This window comes from Pseudomonas sp. Con_6, assembly GCF_059379395.1.
In genome coordinates this window covers 3,060,020-3,079,104 of sequence record NZ_CM182011.1, presented here as the reverse complement: position 1 = coordinate 3,079,104, position 19,085 = coordinate 3,060,020, and the positions used below count along the sequence as shown (strand labels likewise).

Genomic DNA, 19,085 nt, shown 5'->3' with positions numbered 1-19,085 from the left:
TTCTTGCAAAATAGTTAATAGGAAGCATTATCATGCGCAGTACTCCGCCCCGTCCCGACTGGAGCCGCGCGCATGCCCTCTCCCGCTTCCCCCCATCACGCCGTTGGTGAACTCTACCTGGCCCATCACAGCTGGATTGTCCAGTTGCTGCGTCGGCGACTGGGCAATCACCAGCAGGCCCAGGACCTGGCGCAGGACACCTTCATCCGTCTGATGCGCCAGGACGTCCTTCCCGCCTTTCGCGAACCCCGTGCCTACCTGGCGACGGTGGCCACGCGGCTGTGTGCCGAATTCTTCCGCCGTCGCGCGCTGGAGCAGGCCTACCTGGAGTCCCTGGCGGCCCTGGCCCCTGAGGAAGCACCATCGCCGGAAACCCGCTTGCAGGTCCTGGAAACACTCGACAGGGTCGGCCGGCTGCTGGATGGTCTGGGGGCGCGGACACGGGAGATCTTCCTCATGTCGCAACTGGATGGCCTGACCTACCCACAGATCGCCGAACGGCTCGGGGTCAGCGTCAACGTGGTGCAGAAGGCCATGCTCAAGGCCTATCGCCTGTGCTACGCGCAGGTCTACGCGGCATGAAGCTGTTCCAGCCGGTCGATCAGCAGCCCGTCGATGAACAGGTGCTGGAACAGGCGCTGCACTGGATGGTGCTGGTGCAATCCGGGGTGAACACTGCCGATGAACGCTTCGCCTGCGAGGCGTGGCGGGCGCAGCACCCGGCGCACGAGTTGGCCTGGCAACGCCTGGCCGCACTCAACCACGACCTGCGCCAGACCACCCGGGCCCTGCCGCCAGCCGATGCACGAGGCCTGCTGCGAGCCCGTGGCGGCACCTCGCGGCGGGCGCTGCTCAAGGGCCTGGCCGGGTTCGCGGTACTCATGGCAACCGGCGTCGGCGTGCGTGAAAGGACCCTGTTGCCGGAGTTCTTCAGCGACTACCGCACCGGTACCGGGGAGCGCCAGCGCCTGGAACTGGCCGCCGGGGTGCAGGTGCAGCTGGACACGCGTACCGCTCTGGACAGGGAGATGACTCCGGCGGGACTTGAGCTGGCGTTGAACCTGGGTCGGGTGCTGGTCAGTGCCGGCAGCAAGACCGCTGTGCGTATCCGTACTGCCGAGGGCTGGCTGCGGCTTGGCATGTCGAGCCACGTGGTGGTCGGACGGGGCTTGCCAGGGATCACCGGCAGCCAGGTCCAGGTGTTCGCCGGCAGCGCGACGCTGGAGTTGCCCCGTGGCGAAACCCTGGTGCTGGGCAGCGGGCAGCAAGCGGACTTCAGCGGTGCACAGCAGGTGCTGAACCCTTCGGCCTTGGCCTGGAGCGACGGTCTGCTGGTGGTCGAGCGCATGCCGCTGGGCCTGCTCCTGGCCCATCTGGACCGCTACCGCCGCGGCGTGCTGCGCTGCGCGCCGGAGGTGGCGGGGTTGCCAGTATCGGGGTCGTACTCGCTGGAGCATCCCGAGGCGAGCCTGGAGCTGTTGACCCGGGTGTTGCCGGTGAAGGTGGAGCGGGTATTGGGGGTGTGGGCGACGGTGGTGGCGGCCTGACCATAGGCGCCAGCTCAATGAACCATCGACCACGCGCAAATAATCTTGCGAGAGTCCGGCAGTTTTCCCCCACCTCACGCATCAAGACAGGCAGAACGCTGACAAACACAGCGCCTATCCCCTGCCAACACACGGATCGTCTTCATGCACAACCGCCCTGCCCCCCTGGCCCGCGCCCTGCGCCTGGCGCTGTTCGGCCTGACCCTGCACGCCGCCAGCCAACCGCTGCCGGCCATGGCCGACACCCTCCAGCAACAGACCCGCCATTTCCAGATCCCCGCCGGCAGCCTGGACAGCGTCCTCGGCGCCTTCGGCCAGCAGGCCGGGGTGATGATCGGCGTCGATCCGGCATTCACCGCCGACCTGCGCAGCGACGGCCTGGAAGGCAACTACTCGGTGCACGACGGCCTCGCCCGCACCCTCCAGGCCACCCGCCTCGAAGCGATCGACGATGGCAGCGGCTACCGCCTCGTCCGCCGCCGGGACAACGCCGCCGGCACCCTGGAGCTGGGCACCACTACCATCAGCGGCCAGGGCATGGGCGAGATGACCGAGAACTCCGGGGCCTACAGCACCGGCCTGATCAGCGTCGGCTCGAAGACCCCGGTCAGCCTCAAGGACACCCCGCAGTCGGTCTCGGTCATCACCCAGAAACTGATCGAGGACCAGCGCATCACCAACCTCCCCGAGGCGATGAAACGCACCCCGGGCATCACCACCCGCAGCTCCACCTATCACTCGCAGCAGTTTTACTCCCGTGGCTTCGGCATCGACAACGTGCAGATCGACGGTGCCGCGCCCATGGACATCGGCAACGGTGTCGGCACCTTCTACAGCGACCGCATGTACGACATGGCCGCCTACGACCACGTCGAAGTGCTGCGCGGCGCCAGCGGCCTGCTCGGCGGCACCGGCGACCCGGGCGGCATCGTCAACCTGGTGCGCAAGCGGCCGCTGGACCACTACCAGCTCAAGCTGGAAACCTCCGCCGGCTCCTGGGACAACTACCGCAGCCAGGTCGACGTCACCGGTCCCATGGCCTTCGACGGCGCGCTGCGCGGGCGCCTGGTGGCGGCCTACACCGACCGCCAGTACTTCATGGACAACCGCGCCACCGAGAAGCCGTTGCTCTACGGCATCCTCGAAGCCGACCTGGGCAGCGACACGATGCTCACCGTCGGCGGCAGCTACGACAAGGTCAAGGAAACCGGCACCGGCGACGGCCTGCCGCGCTACAGCACAGGCGGCGACGTGCACCTGCCGCGGCACACCTGGTACACCACCGATCAGGCCTGGAACGATGGATCTACACGTGAGTGGTTTGCCAAGGTCGACCACTACTTCAACGAAGACTGGAAGCTCAACGCCTCCTACACGGACACCTACAACCGTTCCGTCACCGAGGGTGTAATCCCCTACGGCTCGGTGGACGAGACCACGAACAACGGTCCGTACTGGTGGGGCAGCTATGTCTCCAGCTGGAGCAAGCAGTCAGTGTTCGACATCAACCTGTCCGGCGGTTTCGATGCCTTCGAGCGACGTCATGAACTGCTGCTCGGCGCCGACTACCAGAAAGTCACCAGCCGCTGGCGGGCAGCCAACGGCATGCTCGGCAAGGGCGGCCTGATCGACCTGTGGAACCCCAAGGCCACGCCGCTGGACGGCGACGCCAGCAGCCACGTGTTCTGGCGCGACTACTCGCCGAACACCCGCGAGCAGTACGGCGTCTATTCCACCGTACGCCTGCAGCTGAGCGACCCGCTCAAGCTGGTGGCCGGCGCCCGCGCTCAGCGCTACAAGTTCGAGCAGGCTTACTACATGCGCAACAACGATGGCACCGGTCCGTGGGCGCTGGAGGACCGCGTTCCCGATCGCGAGCCCACCATCCTGGTGCCGTTCGGCGGCCTGATCCTGGCCCTCGACGAGCAATGGTCGACCTATGTCAGCTACGCCGAGGTGTTCAAGCCCCAGGCGCAGAAGCTGCAAGGGCCGAAGGACGCACCGACCTCGATCGAACCCATGACCGGCAAGACCTGGGAAACCGGTATCAAGGGCGAACTGTTCGATGGCGCGCTGAACGTCAGCGCAGCGCTCTTCCACACCGTCCGAGAAAACCAGGCGGCGATCGACCCGGCCTACCCCAACCCGGTGTTCAGCTACAGCGGCGCCTGCTGCTACCTGGCCAAGGACAGGATCACCAGCAAGGGCCTGGACCTGGAAGCCAGCGGCGAAATCGCCCCGGGCTGGGAGGTGCTTGCCGGCTACACCTACAACCGGGTGATCAACGACACCGAGGAAACCCTCTACAGCACCATCACGCCCAAGCACCTGCTCAAGCTGTGGAGCGTGTACACCCTGCCCGGTGCGTTCTCCGACCTCCGCGTCGGCGCCGGCGTGACCGCGCAGAGCACCACCTATGTGTCCGGCAAGGCCTACCGTTTCGACAGCGTGGGCAACGCCATCGACAGCCGTGACTACGACTTCACCCAATCCGGCTATGCGGTGTACGACGCCCTGGTGGAATACAAGGTGGATGACCACTGGACCCTGGCGCTGAAGGGCAACAACCTGTTCGACCGCCGCTACTACGAGAGCCTCGGGACCTCGGAGTACGGCAACTACTACGGCGAGCCGCGCAATTTCGTGCTGACCTTGCGCGGCACGTTCGACTGAGGCCTACCCGCGGGCGCGCAGCAACACCGCTGCCCGCACCCGCTGCCGGCCAAAGGCACTCATGCGCTGGAACTCGCCATGGCTCACCGGCAGGTGCTGGCAGTCGAGGGCATGACGTTGCCGGCTGTGGTCGACGTCCGGATCGTGCAGGTAGACGAAGTCATCGTCGCAGCCGGTGACCAGTACCCAGTGCGGCGCCTTGAGCCGGGTCAGGCGATAGCTGCTGATCAGCACCAGCGGCCAGAACCCGTCCGCCAGTGCCGCGCAGACATCCAGGGTCGGCGCGATCACGTGCTCCACATCAGTCGCCGCCAGGCTGTCGGCAAAGCCCTCCTCCACCAGGCGCATGACGGTCTTCTTCTCCTGATTGCGCACGCCATCGAGAAACAGCGACCCCGTCTGGCTGACCACCAGGCGTACGCCCATGCCCCGCCTCCACGCTGCCAGCGCCAGGCCTTGCGGACTGCAACCGCCATGGCCAGCGGTCATGAACACCGTGGTCGCCTCGCGCCATAACTGGATTTCCTCGCTGCGCTGCAGCTGTCGCCCTTTGTCGATTGCGCCCATCGCCATCAGCAGACAGGCAGCGCCACAGGTGAACCCCGTGGTCTGCGGGTAGTACGGCACCTGACGCGCCGGCGGCGGCGCCTGGCACAGGATGCGTTTTTCGTAACGCAGGGCCCGGGCGTGATCTTCGTAGTAGTCCTCGACCACGGCGAAGCGCCGGTAGCCGTGGGCCTCGTAGAGGGCAATGGCGGCAGGATTGTCAGGCCGTACTTCGAGGCGCAGCCAGGCGCAGTCCCGAGACAGCGCGCTGCCCTCCGCCATGCGCAGCAGCTCCGGGCCCAGGCCCTGCCCGCGCCAGCGCGGACTCACCGCGATGGAATACAGCCGGGCCAGGGAAGTGCCACGATGGAACAGCAACAGCGCGTAGCCAGCGAGGTGCCCGTCGCGCTCGGCGACGATCAGGCTGGCATTGCCGCGACCGAGCAGCCAGTGGAAGTTGCGCGAACGCAAGCGATCGAGGGTGAAGCATTCCTGCTCCAGGGCCACCAAGGAGGCGATATCGGCCGTGGATGCAACGCGAAAATCAAAGGACATGGTCACACCGTAAAGAGTGAGTAACGAAACGGGACAGCCCGTGTGGTTCGTGGTTTATGGAAGCGGCGTGTTCTTCCAACCAGGGATCGTCAACTCATGTCAGCGGTGCAGACCAACGTGGCCGAAGTATTGGACAAAACCCGGCAATCCACAATCACTCTCGGCGAGGAACCACCCGGTCGACAGCGCGGCGGCAGCCGCCTGCTGATCCTCGTCGAACGCAAGGAAGACTGGGCCAGCTACCTGCCCAGCGAAAGCCTGATGCTTGCCCAGGAGTATCTGGAGCGCAGCGACGACAGCGCCAGCCGCACCCAGGTGATCAACCTCTGCCGCAACTACAAATACCTGGGCCAGGGCTACTACTGCTCGCTGCTGGCCGAGGCTCGCGGGCACAAGGTGCTGCCCTCGGTGCGGACCATCAGTGAACTGTCGCGCAAGTCGCTGTACGGCGTGGGACTCGATGATCTGGAAAAGGTCATCGAACGGGCCCTGGCCAACCACCCTTACGGCAGCACCGAGGCCTTCACCCTCACCCTGTATTTCGGCAAGACCATCATCGAGCCGTTGCAGGATATCGGCCGCCAACTGTTCGAGACCTTCCCCTGTCCGGTGCTGCTGGTGGAGTTCCGCCGCGGCGATACCTGGCAGATCGCCGGGATCAAGCCCGGTGCCCTGCACAAATTGCGCGACGAGCAGCAGCACCTGTTCGCCGATGCCCTCGACGCCTTCAACCGCCGCACCTGGCGCCAGCCCGCGTCCAAGCGGATGGCCCGCTATGACCTGGCGATCCTGCGCGACCCTGCGGAAGACTTGCCGCCGTCCAACCCGCTTGCCTTGCAGCGTTTCGTCGAGATCGGCGAGCAACTGGGCATCGACGTCGAGCTGATCGAGAAGAAGGACTATGCGCGCCTGGCCGAATACGACGCACTGTTCATCCGCGAAACCACGCGGGTCGACGACCACACCTACCGCTTCGCCAAGAAGGCCGAGAGCGAGGGCCTGGTGGTGATCGACGATCCGTCGTCGATCCTGCGCTGCACCAACAAGGTCTACCTCGCCGACCTGTTGCGCCGCCACGGCCTCGGCAGCCCGGCCACGGAAATCCTCTACAAGGACCGGCCACAGGAACTGGAAGCGGTCGGTCGTCGCCTGGGTTTCCCGCTGGTGCTGAAGATCCCCGACGGCTGCTTCTCCCGTGGCGTGATCAAGGTCGCCGATGCCGCCGCACTGGCCACCGCAGCCGAGGAACTGTTCCAGCACTCGGTCCTGCTGCTGGCCCAGGAGTACTGCTACACCGAGTTCGACTGGCGCATTGGCGTACTCAACGGCGAGGCGCTGTATGCCTGCCAGTACTTCATGTCCAAGGGCCATTGGCAGATTTACAACCACAAGGCAGTGGCCGGCGAGGTCAACGGCGAATGCCGTGCAGTGCCGGTGGACCAGGCGCCGGCCGAGGTGGTGCGACTGGCAGTGCGCACCGCACGGTTGATCGGCGACGGCCTGTACGGCGTCGACCTCAAGCAGGCTGGCGAACGCGTGGTGGTGATCGAAGTGAACGATAACCCCAACCTCGATGCCGGCATCGAGGACGCCGCGCTCGGCGACGAACTCTACCACCGGGTCCTGCAGGCCTTCGTCGCTCGGCTCGAACTCAAGCACCGTGGGCAGGCGGGGTAAGCCATGATCGAGACCTACTGCATCGTCGCAGGCGAACTGCGCCCGGCGCCCGAGGACCAGGCCAGTATCTGCTTCTGCATCGCCCCGGCCCCTGAGGAGCGACGCGCGCTGCATGAACGGCTGGGCATTGGCGAGCATGTCATGGAGTCGTCACTGGACCCGGACGAAGTGGCGCGCATCGAGATCAAACCGGACCACCTGTTCCTGGTCTGGAAGCGCCCGCGCAGCTTCGACGGTCGAGCCTTCCACGTCGCCTCGTTCGGCGTGGTGCTGAGCGAACGGCGCCTGGTGGTGATCTGCGCCAGCGACTCGCTGCTCGCCGGTTTGCGCGGCGGGCAAGGCCTGGGCAGCCCGCTGGACGTGCTGATGGCCCTGCTGGAGGAAAGCGTGCACCACTACCTTGGCCACCTGCGGGTGGTCAAGCAGGTGGCGCGGGAGATCCAGCAACAGTTCACCCGCGGCATGGACAACGCCCACCTGGTGCAGATGTACAACCTCAGCGAGAGTCTGGTGTATTACGTCAACGCCATCCACAGCAACGGCGCGGTGCTCGCCTTGCTGCGCAGCCATGGCCAGCGCCACGGCTTCAGCATCGGCCAGCTGGCCGTGCTCGATGACCTGGTGATCGAAAACGAACAGAGCTACCAGCAGGCGAAGATCCACGCCAGGGTCTTCGCCAACCTGATCGAAGCGCGCGGCAACCTGGCCAACAACGGCATGAACCTGGCCCTGCGCAACCTGACCCTGATCAACGTGGTGTTCCTGCCGCTGAACCTGATTGCCAGCATTGGCGGCATGTCGGAGTTCAGCATGATGACCGCCGGGATGCCGTGGTGGCTGTCGTTTCCTGCGCTGCTAGCAGGGATGGCGGTGCTGGGGGTGGGCATGGTGTTTGCCCTGCGGCGCATGACCTGAAGACGCAACAGCCCTTCCTTTTCCTGTTTGACTGGAGTCCCCATGGAACCTTCACAAATCGGCCTGCTGATGCTGGTGATTGTTGCCATCACCGGCAGTCTCATCAGTCTGCTGGACCACCGCATCAAACCCGAGCGGCCGCCTGCGGACGATGGACTCACCCCACCCGCAAACGCCAACGACCGAAGCGGCTGAAATCAACCTCGGCCAACGGCATCACATCGATGTGCTGGAACACCGCCAACGGGCACTCCAGCACATGCAACAAGGCCGCCCGAATCACCATGGGATGAGTCACCACGCGCCACGAGCCCGACTGCAAGCCACCATCCATCCAGCGCGCCACCCGCGTACAGACCTGCGCCACCGACTCCCCGCCGTGAGGGGCGGCATGTGGATCACCCAGCCATTGCTGCAAGCCGATCGGGTCTTCCTGCTCCAGGCGCTTGAGCGACACCCCCTGCCACCCCCCGAAATCGCAATCGCGCAGAGCCGAATCCAGTTGCCCCGTCAGGCCAAGCCCTTCGGCAGTCTGTCGGGTGCGCAACTCCGGAGCGATCAGCACCCGCATGCCCTGCTCCGACATGTCCCGCGGCTCGACGCGGTCAATCAGTCCATCCTCCATCAAATGAAAACGCCCCACCCGCTGCGCGTCAGTCCGGGCGTGACAGATGAATGTCAGTTGAGTGTTCTTCATGGGAAAACCTGCCTGCACAAGATCAGCTTCATCATCTTTGTTACAGGTTGCCTGTCAAGCTTCCTGCCCTGCTGCCGATACCCCTTGAACACGTACGGAAATCACGGGCTCCCACCATGACCCTCAGCATCGCAGGATTGCGCATCACGCCGGTCTACACCGCGCCGCAAACGGCTGCGGCCAATACCGCCAGCACCAGCGCGACGCAACAGGCCAGCGTCATCCCCAGCACCAGCGTCAACCTCGGCCAGACCACCCGCAACGACGACGCCAGCACCTACAGTGCCCGCGGCGCCCTGCTCGCCTCGGCGAGCCGCTACGCGCTGCAGGACGACACCACCAACAAGCTGAGCATCGCCATGATGACCGGCGTCCAGTCCGCGTCCAACAACGCCCGGTTCCAGGGCGTCGGCGCGGCCTTGCTGGAGCAGTTGGTGATCAAGGGCGGACAATCCGTCTCGCAATCGGTATTCGGCTATGCCGGAGACACCCAGCCCAGCGCCGAAGCCCTGAAACTGCGCGCCGACAGCCTGCGCCAGGACCCGGCCAACGCCATCACCCTGAGCCTCACCACCACCAGCGGCGCCACCGTGCGTCTGTCCCTGGTCGCCGACGAGCAAGGCCTGGCGGTCAGCGCCGAGGTGCAGGACGGCGAACTCGATGCCAACCAGCTCAAGGGCCTCGCCGACCTGGCCGACAGCTTCCAGACGGCCATCAACGGCCTGACCGAGGAGCCGCCGAAGCTGAAGCTCGGCGAACTGGTCAAGCCCGACCCGGCGCTGTTCAGTTCGCTGAAGCTGGATGCCAACCTGAAGACCGCCAGCGGCGAGCAGCAGACCTTCGCCCTGGACATCAGCGCCAGCGCGCGCTCCCTGAGCCTCAGCGGCCCGTCCGGCAACCTGGAGCTCAACCTCGATACCCGCGATGCCTCGCTACTCGGCAATGCCAGCCAGCGCCAGGCGGCGGTAAGCAACTACCTGGACCAGTTCGATGCCGCGCAGGCACGGGGCAAGGGCGACAAGGACCTGATGGGGCTGTTCAAGGACGCCTTCGTCCAGCTCAACGGTGCCGACGACGACCGCGCCACCACCGGCGGCACGGTGCTGAAGGGCAACGACCGGGTGCTGCTCAGCGGCCTGGCCGACTTCACCGCCAAGGTCGGCAAGGCCGAGCAGTCGGTCAATCCGCTGCTGCCGGCGGAGACCGATCGCTTCGACTATGAAGTCTCGCAGTCGACCAAGGTCAGCGGCACGGCCCAGTCGACCCGCTCGGTGCAGCAGGACCAGCAGTCGCACCTGAGCGCCGCCTGGCATGAAGGCCTCAACCCGCTGGTGCCTTTGGCACTCGGCACCGACTTCAAGTCGCAGAACTACCGCTACCACGAGATCGACGACCGGGCGAGCAGCAGCACGCGCCTGGCCTTCAACAAGGACAACAAACTGGTGGAAGCCAGCGCCAGCCAGCAGGCCAGCCAGAACGAACGGGTACGTACCTACGTCGATGGCGTGCTGAGCGATGACGTGAACACGCCGCGCTCGACGGCGCAGAGTCGCAATCTGCTGGGGCTGATCGATGGAGCGTTCCAGCGTGAACGGACTTCGTTGCGCGAGCGCGGGGTGTCGATCCTGGAAAGCCAACTGAGCAGCAAGCGCAGTGAGTGGTTGCTGCAGGCTGACCCGAGCGGGATCCGGCGCTGACCCCATCGCGGCCAGGCCAATAAGTCCTGGCCCGACGCAAAACCTGTGGGAGCGGGCGTTGCCCGCGATGAGGCCAGCAAGAACAACCAGGATCCTCTTTCAAACTCGCGCCGGGTCAGCTTTATCCGTATCGATACCCAACGCCATCAGCGCCTCTTCCAGCACCGCCCGCTCGAACACCCCGTCATCGGCCAGCGCCTTGAGCGCCGCCAGTACGATGAACTGCCGGTCCACTTCGAAATGCCGGCGCAGCGCCTCCCGGGTGTCAGACTGGCCAAAGCCGTCGGTGCCCAGCGCAACGAAACGCCGATCCGTCAGCCACGGCAGGATCTGCTCGGCATGCACCTTCATGTAGTCCGTCGCCACCACCACCGGCCCGGCATGCCCTTCCAGTACCTGGTGCACGTACGGCACCCGCGGCGCCTCCAACGGATGCAGCAGGTTCCAGCGCTGCACCGCCTGTGCCTCGCGGCGCAACTCGGTCAGGCTGGTGGCGCTCCACACCCCGCTGCTCACGCCATAGTCCCGTTCGAGGATGTCGGCCGCCGCGATCACTTCCGGCAGGATCGCGCCACTGCCGAGTAACTGCACATGCCGCTCACCCTGCCCCGGCTTGTCGATCGGCAGGCGATACAGCCCCTTGAGAATCCCCTGCTCCACGCCTTCCGGCATGTCCGGGTGCGGGTAGTTCTCGTTGAGCACGGTGATGTAGTAGTAGATGTCCTCCTGCTCGCCATACATGCGACGCATGCCGTCCTGGACGATCACCGTCAGCTCGTAGGCATAGGTCGGGTCGTAGGCGACACAGCACGGCACCGTGGCCGCCAGCACATGGCTGTGGCCGTCGTCATGCTGCAGCCCCTCGCCCATCAGCGTGGTTCTGCCCGAGGTAGCTCCCAGCAAGAAGCCCCGGGCCCGGGCATCGCCCGCCGCCCAGAGCAGGTCGCCGACACGCTGAAAACCGAACATCGAGTAGAAGATGTAGAACGGCAGCATCATCACGCCGTGGTTGGCATAGGCCGTGCTGGCGGCGATCCACGAGGACGTCGCCCCGGACTCGTTCAGCCCTTCCTGGAGGATCTGGCCGTCGACGCTTTCCTTGTAATACGACAGCGTCCCGGCATCCTGCGGCGTGTACAGCTGGCCGACGTGGGAATGGATGCCGATCTGGCGGAACATCCCTTCCATGCCGAAGGTGCGCGATTCATCGGGGACGATCGGCACCACCTGACGCCCGATCTGCGGATCCTTGAGCAATGCGCTGAGCAGGCGGACAAAGGCCATGGTGGTGGAAATCGCCCGGTCACCGGTGCCCTTGAGGTGGCTTTCCAGTGACGCCAGGGACGGCACCGCCAGCGACTCCACCCGCGCCTGCCGCGCCGGCACCTGCCCGCCCAGTGCTGCTCGGCGGGCGGCCAGGTAGCGCGCCTCGGCGCTGTCGGCGGCCGGCCGCAGGTACGGCAGGTCGCCCAGTTGTTCGTCGCTCAGCTCCAGACCGAAGCGATCGCGGAAGGCCTTGACCGCCGCATCGCCCATTTTCTTCAACTGGTGGTTGATGTTCTGCGCCTCGCCCGCCTCGCCCATGCCGAAGCCCTTCACCGTCTTGGCCAGGATCACCGTCGGCCGGCCTTCCTGGCGCATCGCACTGGCATAGGCGTTGAACACCTTGAGCGGATCATGACCACCGCGGGTGAGTTTCCAGATCTGCTCGTCGCTCATGTCGCTGACCAGCTCCAGCAGTTCGGGGTACTTGCCGAAGAAATGCTCGCGCACATAGGCGCCATCCTGTGCCTTGTAGGCCTGATACTCGCCATCCACGCATTCCATCATGCGCTGGCGCAGCAGGCCGCTGGCATCCTTGGCCAGCAGCGCGTCCCAGCCGCTGCCCCAGACCACCTTGATCACGTTCCAGCCTGCCGCGCGGTACAGCGCTTCGAACTCCTGGATGACCTTGCCGTTGCCGCGCACCGGACCGTCGAGGCGCTGCAGGTTGCAGTTGACCACGAAGATCAGGTTGTCGAGGCGTTCGCGCCCGGCCAGGGAAATCGCCGCCAGGGATTCCGGCTGGTCCATCTCGCCATCGCCGAGGAAGGCCCAGACCTTGCGCCCCTGGTGCTGCTTGAGGCCACGGTCTTCCAGGTAGCGCATGAAACGCGCCTGGTAGGCGGCGGTGATTGGCCCCAGGCCCATGGACACCGTGGGGAACTGCCAGAAGTCGGGCATCAGCCGCGGATGCGGGTAGGAAGAAATACCGTCGCGGTCGGTCTCGCGGCGGAAGTTGTCCAGCTGTTCCTCGCTCAGCCGCCCCTCGACGAAGGCCCGGCCATAGATGCCCGGTGCCGAGTGGCCCTGGATGTACACCAGGTCGCCGGCGAAGTCCTCGGTGCGACCCCGGAAGAAGTGATCGAAGCCCACGTCATACAGCACCGCCGCCGAGGCGTAGGTGGCGATATGGCCGCCGACCCCGGAGTGCTTGCCAGCGCGCAGGACCATGGCCAGGGCGTTCCAGCGGATATAGGCGTTCAGGCGTTTCTCGACCTCAAGATCGCCCGGATAGTGCAGCTCCCGCTCCGGCACGATGCTGTTGATATAGGGCGTGGTGATGCGCCCGTGCAAGTCGCCATGCAGTGACACGTCGAAATCCAGCAACTGGTCGATAAGGAAATGCGCACGCGGACGCCCTTCGACCTCGACCACCGAGGCGATCGAATCCAGCCACTCGCGGGTTTCCTGCGGGTCAGCGTCTTGCAGTAGGGAATGCGGGCTCATAGGTGAAGGACTCCTTGTGTGAAAGGCGCCGCCGCGCTGTAATGCCACGGCCGGACGGATATGATTGCAGCTGCAACAATATCCTCTCATTTCGCACTTGATTGCAAATGCAATCACATAACCCCTTGGAGACTGCATGACCCAACCTGCGCCCGACCTCTGGTTCAGCTTCGTCCGCGCCCACCGCTGCCTGATCCGCGAGATCGAGCGGCGCCTTGCCGAACAGGAGCTACCACCCTATGCCTGGTACGACGCCCTGTGGGGCATCGAAAGCGGCATCGACGGTGCACGGCGCATGCATGAGCTGGCCGATGTCATGGCGATCGAGCGCTACAACCTCACCCGTCTGGTGGATCGCCTGGAGAAGGACGGCCTGGTGCAACGGCTCAAGGCGCAGGGCGATGGCCGCGGCGCCATTGCCCGGATCACCGATGAGGGCCGCATGCTGCGCAAGCGCATGTGGACGGTGTACAAGCAAGCTGTCGACGAGCTGTTCCTTGCCGAGTTCGACGAGGCGCAGCAACGCGCCTTCGCCAGCGCCCTGGAAGGCGCCGCCTGCAATGCCCGTCTCGGCGATCAGGAAAAACCGTAGCGGCGTAGCGCCTCGCGCAGGTCGGCAGTGGCGAGGCTGCCTTGCGCCACCAGGGCCTGCAGGGCGCTGTAGGCGATCCAGTTGCGCTCCAGGCGCTGGCCCGGCGCAAGGCTGTCGGCGCCCAACGAGATGAATGGTGCCTCGACCTGTGCGGCCAGTTGCGCGGCGACGAACTCGGCGTAACCGGTCACCGCGATCACCGGCGCCTGGCTGCCTGCCAGGCAGTCGTGCAGGTGGGCGCGACGAGGAACGTGGCGCGGATTGCGATTCCAGCGCCGGACCACTGCGGCGTCCCGGGCCAAGCGGGTGTAGCTGGGGCAACTCCATACTTCACTGTCGATTCCCCAGCCGCGCTTGAGCTGGACGGCGGCGGCGCGGACTTCTTCGAGCATTCGTCCTGCGCCCAGCAAGCGCACCTGTGCCATGCCAGCACTCGGTCCTGATACTCGATACATGCCAAGCCAAGCCTGCTCACGCGCGCAATCGAGGGGTTCGCCGGGAGCATCGTGCAGGGTCAGATAGCAGAAGCCTGGCCGGCCTTCCTGATAGAACTCGCGCAGTGCCCCGCCCACGATCGCCCGGGCCTCCTCGGCGCAGGCCGGATCGAACGGCAGGCAACGCCGATTGGCCGCCAGCCACAACGGCAACCACGGATGCGCGCCTTTGGCCCAGCGCGACGGCGAGGACTCGATATCGTTGAGGATGATGCCGCGCTCCGCCGTCTGTGCGGCCAGCATCGACAGGTGCGCCGAGGTGCGTGAACGAGTCAGGTAGAACAGCGGGCGCTCGTCCTCGCGGGCGTGCTCGCTGAACCACAGTGGCCAGGCGCTGATCGCGGTGGTGGCCTGATCGCGCTCGGCACGGTCGTCGATCAGCCAGAACTGGTCCTTGCTGGCGGGGTCGCGCTGAAGGGCCCCGATCAGCTCGCGCATCGCCAGCAGCGGCGTCTGTCGCGTGCCGCCTGCCTGCTCGATGCCGTGCAGGCAGGCAGAGGCGGCGCGTCCGGTGCGTGGCGTGCGTTGCAGGTGCAGGGTGTCCATTGCTGTCGTCTCCTGTGGGGCATGGGTATCTACACATCTTCGATCCGTCAGGAAGTCGCATGAACCTGAAACGACGCGATCGGCGGCACAGCCGCCGTAACACCTGAGTCCCGAGTCTGCCTGACACACTGCGGACTCAGGTTTCATGGCCGCTTCGCGCCCAATCGCGGCGTTCCGGTGAATCCGCACACACCGACCGTATTGCCTTAGATTTACGCGACTTTCCTGGCGAACAACTCTTGCCAGAAGATGTGTAAATACCGATGCCTATAAGGCCCTTGAGTGGCCTGGGAGAAAACAATCTAATTGCAAATGCAACAATAAAGCCAGCCCTGATTGTATTGCTCAGGCTTGATCGGCGACGGCCACGCTGCTGAGAATGCCGGACACCCCGAGAGGGGGTGAGCGATGAGCAAGTCCCTTGAACCTTCCTCCATCAAGACCGCCCACACCCACTTCGGCACCTGCAACGACGCCCATGCGCCGCTGTTCGCCGTCTGCGCCGACACCCCTGTCGAGGATGCACTGGTGCATCTGGCGATGACCCTCAAGGCGGCCTTCGAAACCAATGCCCAGGCCTGCGAAATGGTGGACCGGCGCTTCGCCGGACTGCTCTGGGCCACCCAGCATTCGCTGGAGATCTCGGAGGCGGTGGTGGCGTCGCTGCTGCAAGGCATCAGGGCACAGGCACACTCCGGGTAACACGCGCCCAACGCCGGCGACAACCGAACGCCCGATGCCCGTCATCGGGCGTTTTCATTCCTGCGGAAACCGGGTTTCCCTCCCGACGCGGACTTCAGCGCGGAGTGAACAGGATGCTACCGTTGGCGGCAATGAGGTCGTGCATGGTGGTGTTGTACTCGATCAGATCGAGTGCCGCAGGCACGGGCTCGACCCAGGTCGCTGCCCTGGCCAGCCGCAACACGTTATCGCCGACGAGCTGGTAGGGGTGAGGGGCATAGCCGGGCCCGGAGATGCGGAAGTTGCCAGTGCCGTCAGGGTTTTGTGAAAGTCCGGCAACCATCAGCGATCTGATTTCGAGATTCCTCGGCAAGTGATCCGCATCGCTCAGCGCATGCCCGAGTTCGTGGGGCAGGGTCAGGAGTCCGAAGGCAAGATCGTCGTCCATGAAGCCGTAGTTCATCGTCAGGCAATTGCACACGGCAGGATCGGTGCCCAATCCCCGCACTGCCAATGGGTGCAGGGCCATGGCGGTCAGGCCGCCATGGCCCTGCCTGACCACGAAAATACTGATGTGCTGGGGATTGGTCGGCTGCGACTTGAACAGTTGCCGGCGCGTCGGCGACCCGGCCTTACGCAGGGACAAGGCATCCTGGTCGCTGACGAGCCAATTGGTATCGAAGTGTACGTTTTGCACCTTCTGGTCGGCATCCTGTTGCTCATCCGCCGTCAGGCCGGTGATACGCGCCGTGCCATTGGCCGCCGTGATCATGATGTCGACACTGCCCTGGACAGTCCCGGCGTCCGGCGGATTCGGCATGGCGAGCGCCGTGATGTTGGCCCGCGGCGGCACCGTCAGTGCCTGTACCAGCAGCGCCGCCGTTTGCACGGGGGTGTTGCCGGCAGGGATGTCGAGCGGGCCGATGACATGCGCCTGGGCAACCCCCGCGAACGGCGTGTAGGTCAAGGTAAAGCCGATCTGGCCTTGCTGTCCCTGGCCATTGTTGCCACGGGCATTGGCACCATTCGCCCGGTCATCGTCGGCTTCGGCGACCACCAGCATGTCCGAAGGCGGGTCGATGGTGCGCAGGTCGCCGAAGGTGAAGCTGAGTTCTTCCTGGGCAAACACCCGTCGACAGTTGACCCGCACGCGCTGCCGGTAGGCGTCGTGGGACACCACCCCGTTGTCCTGGTTCGTGCCATCGGCGGCCAACCTCATGATGAACCCATCCAGGGTGACGCTTCGGCCCCGGCGCAAGGGGATTTCATGCCAGGCCTTGATACAGCGTGAACCTGGGGCGTTCGGGCAGGAGGCATCCTCATAGACCGCGCGGATGTTCTGGTCGAGGATCTCGATATCCATGCCCTGGGAGTCATGCAGGTCGCTGACCAGCAGGGTCTGTTGGGCGCGCAGCGCCTTGTCGAACGGCCAGGTCACCAGGCGCAGCTCGCACGACCAGAAGCGGCCGGCGGGCAACGCCCCCAGGTGCTGCGCAGTGACCCACAGGGTACGCTCGTCGCGCCTCGCGCCCGGGGCGAATCGCTGGTGCGCGAGGGGTGCCGGATACAAGGGTTGCAAGGCTTCGAGATAGACCGAAACGGTGCCGGCGGTAGCCGCCGGGTCATTGACTTCGATACTGAAGGTGCAGGGATCGCCGTTGGAGGGACCGTCGAAATCGAGCACGGTGTGATCGCACCAGTCGTTCACGCCGGCCGGTGTGATCGCATTGGGGACGAAGCGGCTGATGCCGATATCCACCAGCGCGGCAGCGATAGCAGGCGCGGCGGCGGTCTTGCGCACCAGCTGGATGGTCGCGGCCACCGGGGCGACGGGAGGGTTGTACCAGACGACCGTCCAGCGCCTCCCCGTGGCGACCTTGCCGTAAAACCAGGTATCCCGGAATCCGGGGATGGTCACCTGGTCACCCACCACCAGGGGCCGGGCCAGCAACCCGGCGTTGGCCGCATGGGAGCGCACCGTACCGCAATTGCTGTAGCCATTGGCCCGGGCAATCGAACACAGCGTGTCGCCCGCCTGGGCATTCACCACATAGGCCATGGCACCCTCAACTCTTCAACGAAGCGGCCGCCTGGAGCAGGCGCGGGAAGGTCAGCTTGCCCTCGGTGGCCGGATCGATGCCGTCCACCCCGGCCAGGCCGTTTTCGTCGAGTTGGCCTTCCAGCACCGTGCCGTCCGGAAACTCCAGGCGATAGGGCTCGTTGGGCACCGGCTTGCCATCGGCATCCACCAGGCTGATCTCCACCCAGGTGCGCTGCGTGCAGGCCACCACCGGCTCGCTGGGCGACTGCGCGCGGAAACGGCTGTCCGCGTCATCGCCGCTGCGCTGCAGGGCCGGGCAGCCATTGTCCGGGTCAGTCATGGCGTGCCTCCTCGATCCCGGCGTGCAGCCCGCGCCCCTCGCCTTCGTGATCCGCAGCGGCGAGGTACAGGCGGTTGATCTTCAGGGTCGGGCCGAGTCTCGCGTCGCCGAGGATCGCCGCGGCCCAAGGCAGCGCCGGATCGGCGTCGAACGCCTGGCCGAAAACGCAGGCCAGGTTGAAGTACTTGCCCACGTCCCGCTCGGTACACAGCTGGTAGCGCTCCGCGCGCTCGACGATGCGCTGCGCCAGCGCCAGCATGGCGGGCATCGGCAGGCCTTCGAACTGCGCCGGAAAGTGCTTCAGCCCGTGGGCCACCAGGTGTGCCGGAAAGGCCCTGCGGCCCTCCTCGGCCAGCGCGGCCATCTGTTCGTCACGTATCACCAGCATCCTGCCGTCCTCCCCTGACACGCCCGCCTGGCTGCTGCCGGCACAGGTCGAAACGCTAGCTTACTGCGCCAAACGGCAAACTGCCATCACCCAGCCCGCTGCGGCAAAGACATCAAATTGACATCGCAAAATGCCCGGCGCTACGCTCTGCCGGCGCGCCAAGACGCCCAAGGCAAGGACTGCGAAAACCATGACCCCGACCGAACGACTCCACCACGACGGCTACGTGCTGCTGCGCCAGGTGATCCCTGGCGGGTGGCTGGACGACCTGCGCCAGACCTTCGACGCCGGGGCCGTGCCGTCCGACCAATGGCCGGTGCCCCGTGGCCCGGGCTGGCTGCATTCGCTGCTGGATACCGATGCCCGGGTCCAGGCGGTGTGTCGCCTGCCGGCCGTGCTGGCGGCGGTGGGCGAACTGATCGGCGAGGGTTTCTTCCTGTCCCAGGTCGAGGGCCGCGCACCCCGCGCCGGTGGCGGCCACCAGAAGCTGCACCGCGACCTGTACCTGCAGCGCCCGGGCGACCTGGCGCTGGCCATGGCCTTCTTCGATGACTACGGCCCGGCCAACGGCGCGACCCGCCTGGTCCCCGCCAGCCATCGCCCGGCCCCCGGGGCGGCGCCTGTGGATTTCGACGACGAATCGGGCGTCATCCAACTGTCGGGCTCGGCGGGCGACATCCTGGTCTTCGACGCCGACCTGATCCACGGCGGCAGCCACAACCCGTCCGGTGCGCCACGGCGTTCCATCCTCATCGGCTACGCGGCGAATCCGTTGTATGCGTCCCTGATGGAAACCCGGCACCTGCGCAACGTGAGGATGGACAGCCACGAGCGTTTCGAGCCCGCGGACTACCGCTACAGGGCGCATGGCGCCGATGGTGCAAACGTGCTCCAATCGCCGGCCTGATCCACACGCCCCAAGGCCTG

17 protein-coding genes are annotated in these 19,085 nt (G+C 65.6%); 10 read left to right on the top strand and 7 right to left on the bottom strand.

Going from position 1 to position 19,085, the window contains the following annotated elements; genetic code table 11:
• Nucleotides 1–72 precede the first annotated feature (72 nt).
• The 3 genes from AC5QPF_RS13775 to AC5QPF_RS13765 all read left to right on the top strand — a co-directional run bounded on the left by AC5QPF_RS13775 (nucleotide 73) and on the right by AC5QPF_RS13765 (nucleotide 4,220).
• A complete protein-coding gene (locus AC5QPF_RS13775; protein WP_494963747.1) occupies nucleotides 73–582 on the top strand; it encodes a sigma-70 family RNA polymerase sigma factor in 510 nt (169 codons plus the stop codon).
• Nucleotides 579–1,547, top strand: a complete 969-nt coding sequence (locus AC5QPF_RS13770; RefSeq protein ID WP_494963746.1) for a DUF4880 domain-containing protein — start codon at nucleotides 579–581, stop codon at nucleotides 1,545–1,547. The genes AC5QPF_RS13775 and AC5QPF_RS13770 overlap by 4 nt, the downstream gene beginning before the upstream one ends.
• Nucleotides 1,548–1,691: 144 nt before the next feature.
• Nucleotides 1,692–4,220: a TonB-dependent siderophore receptor gene (locus tag AC5QPF_RS13765; protein WP_494963745.1), complete on the top strand. Its 2,529-nt coding sequence runs from the start codon at nucleotides 1,692–1,694 to the stop codon at nucleotides 4,218–4,220.
• Nucleotides 4,221–4,223: 3 nt separating this feature from the next.
• Here AC5QPF_RS13765 and AC5QPF_RS13760 read toward each other — a convergent pair whose 3' ends face one another.
• Nucleotides 4,224–5,321 carry a peptidase C39 family protein gene (locus tag AC5QPF_RS13760; protein WP_494963744.1) on the bottom strand — a complete coding sequence of 366 codons (1,098 nt, stop codon included), beginning with the start codon at nucleotides 5,319–5,321 and terminating at the stop codon, nucleotides 4,224–4,226.
• A gap of 96 nt (nucleotides 5,322–5,417) precedes the next feature.
• Here AC5QPF_RS13760 and AC5QPF_RS13755 point away from each other — a divergent pair, with 96 nt between their 5' ends.
• The 3 genes from AC5QPF_RS13755 to AC5QPF_RS13745 are packed head-to-tail and all read left to right on the top strand — an operon-like array spanning nucleotide 5,418 to nucleotide 8,108.
• Entirely contained in the window at nucleotides 5,418–6,998 is a 1,581-nt protein-coding gene (locus AC5QPF_RS13755) for a RimK-like ATPgrasp N-terminal domain-containing protein (protein ID WP_494963743.1), read from the top strand.
• A 3-nt stretch (nucleotides 6,999–7,001) separates the two neighbouring features.
• The gene (locus AC5QPF_RS13750) at nucleotides 7,002–7,913 is read left to right on the top strand and encodes a CorA family divalent cation transporter (protein WP_494963742.1); all 912 of its coding nucleotides are present in this window, start codon (nucleotides 7,002–7,004) and stop codon (nucleotides 7,911–7,913) included.
• Nucleotides 7,914–7,955: 42 nt separating this feature from the next.
• Nucleotides 7,956–8,108 carry a hypothetical protein gene (locus AC5QPF_RS13745; RefSeq protein ID WP_494963741.1) on the top strand — a complete coding sequence of 51 codons (153 nt, stop codon included), beginning with the start codon at nucleotides 7,956–7,958 and terminating at the stop codon, nucleotides 8,106–8,108.
• On the opposite strand, the gene AC5QPF_RS13740 is transcribed toward AC5QPF_RS13745, so the two are convergent.
• On the bottom strand, nucleotides 8,071–8,610 hold the full coding sequence (locus AC5QPF_RS13740) for a histidine phosphatase family protein (protein WP_494963740.1): 540 nt from the start codon (nucleotides 8,608–8,610) through the stop codon (nucleotides 8,071–8,073). The genes AC5QPF_RS13745 and AC5QPF_RS13740 overlap by 38 nt on opposite strands.
• Nucleotides 8,611–8,726: 116 nt before the next feature.
• Here AC5QPF_RS13740 and AC5QPF_RS13735 point away from each other — a divergent pair, with 116 nt between their 5' ends.
• Nucleotides 8,727–10,307, top strand: a complete 1,581-nt coding sequence (locus AC5QPF_RS13735; RefSeq protein WP_494963739.1) for a hypothetical protein — start codon at nucleotides 8,727–8,729, stop codon at nucleotides 10,305–10,307.
• A gap of 99 nt (nucleotides 10,308–10,406) precedes the next feature.
• On the opposite strand, the gene aceE is transcribed toward AC5QPF_RS13735, so the two are convergent.
• Complete coding sequence (gene aceE / locus AC5QPF_RS13730; RefSeq protein ID WP_494963738.1) at nucleotides 10,407–13,076, bottom strand: pyruvate dehydrogenase (acetyl-transferring), homodimeric type; 2,670 nt, start codon at nucleotides 13,074–13,076, stop codon at nucleotides 10,407–10,409.
• 136 nt (nucleotides 13,077–13,212) lie between these two features.
• Between aceE and AC5QPF_RS13725 the strand changes: the two genes are divergently transcribed.
• Nucleotides 13,213–13,668 carry a MarR family transcriptional regulator gene (locus AC5QPF_RS13725; RefSeq protein WP_494963737.1) on the top strand — a complete coding sequence of 152 codons (456 nt, stop codon included), beginning with the start codon at nucleotides 13,213–13,215 and terminating at the stop codon, nucleotides 13,666–13,668.
• On the opposite strand, the gene AC5QPF_RS13720 is transcribed toward AC5QPF_RS13725, so the two are convergent.
• Nucleotides 13,653–14,708, bottom strand: coding sequence for a transketolase-like TK C-terminal-containing protein (locus AC5QPF_RS13720; RefSeq protein ID WP_494963736.1), 1,056 nt, complete (start codon nucleotides 14,706–14,708; stop codon nucleotides 13,653–13,655). The two genes, AC5QPF_RS13725 and AC5QPF_RS13720, sit on opposite strands and share 16 nt — an antisense overlap.
• Before the next feature lie 408 nt (nucleotides 14,709–15,116).
• Between AC5QPF_RS13720 and AC5QPF_RS13715 the strand changes: the two genes are divergently transcribed.
• Nucleotides 15,117–15,410 (top strand): DUF3077 domain-containing protein, encoded by a 294-nt coding sequence (locus tag AC5QPF_RS13715; RefSeq protein ID WP_494963735.1) that lies wholly within the window; start codon nucleotides 15,117–15,119, stop codon nucleotides 15,408–15,410.
• A 94-nt stretch (nucleotides 15,411–15,504) separates the two neighbouring features.
• Here AC5QPF_RS13715 and AC5QPF_RS13710 read toward each other — a convergent pair whose 3' ends face one another.
• From AC5QPF_RS13710 to AC5QPF_RS13700, 3 genes are read right to left on the bottom strand one after another with little or no spacing between them, the layout of a single operon-like run.
• Nucleotides 15,505–17,448, bottom strand: coding sequence for a hypothetical protein (locus AC5QPF_RS13710; protein ID WP_494963734.1), 1,944 nt, complete (start codon nucleotides 17,446–17,448; stop codon nucleotides 15,505–15,507).
• A 7-nt stretch (nucleotides 17,449–17,455) separates the two neighbouring features.
• Entirely contained in the window at nucleotides 17,456–17,770 is a 315-nt protein-coding gene (locus AC5QPF_RS13705; protein ID WP_494963733.1) for a hypothetical protein, read from the bottom strand.
• Nucleotides 17,763–18,158, bottom strand: a complete 396-nt coding sequence (locus tag AC5QPF_RS13700; protein ID WP_494963732.1) for a hypothetical protein — start codon at nucleotides 18,156–18,158, stop codon at nucleotides 17,763–17,765. The genes AC5QPF_RS13705 and AC5QPF_RS13700 overlap by 8 nt, the downstream gene beginning before the upstream one ends.
• Before the next feature lie 190 nt (nucleotides 18,159–18,348).
• Here AC5QPF_RS13700 and AC5QPF_RS13695 point away from each other — a divergent pair, with 190 nt between their 5' ends.
• Nucleotides 18,349–19,065: a phytanoyl-CoA dioxygenase family protein gene (locus AC5QPF_RS13695; RefSeq protein WP_494963731.1), complete on the top strand. Its 717-nt coding sequence runs from the start codon at nucleotides 18,349–18,351 to the stop codon at nucleotides 19,063–19,065.
• The last annotated feature ends 20 nt before the right edge of the window (nucleotides 19,066–19,085 follow it).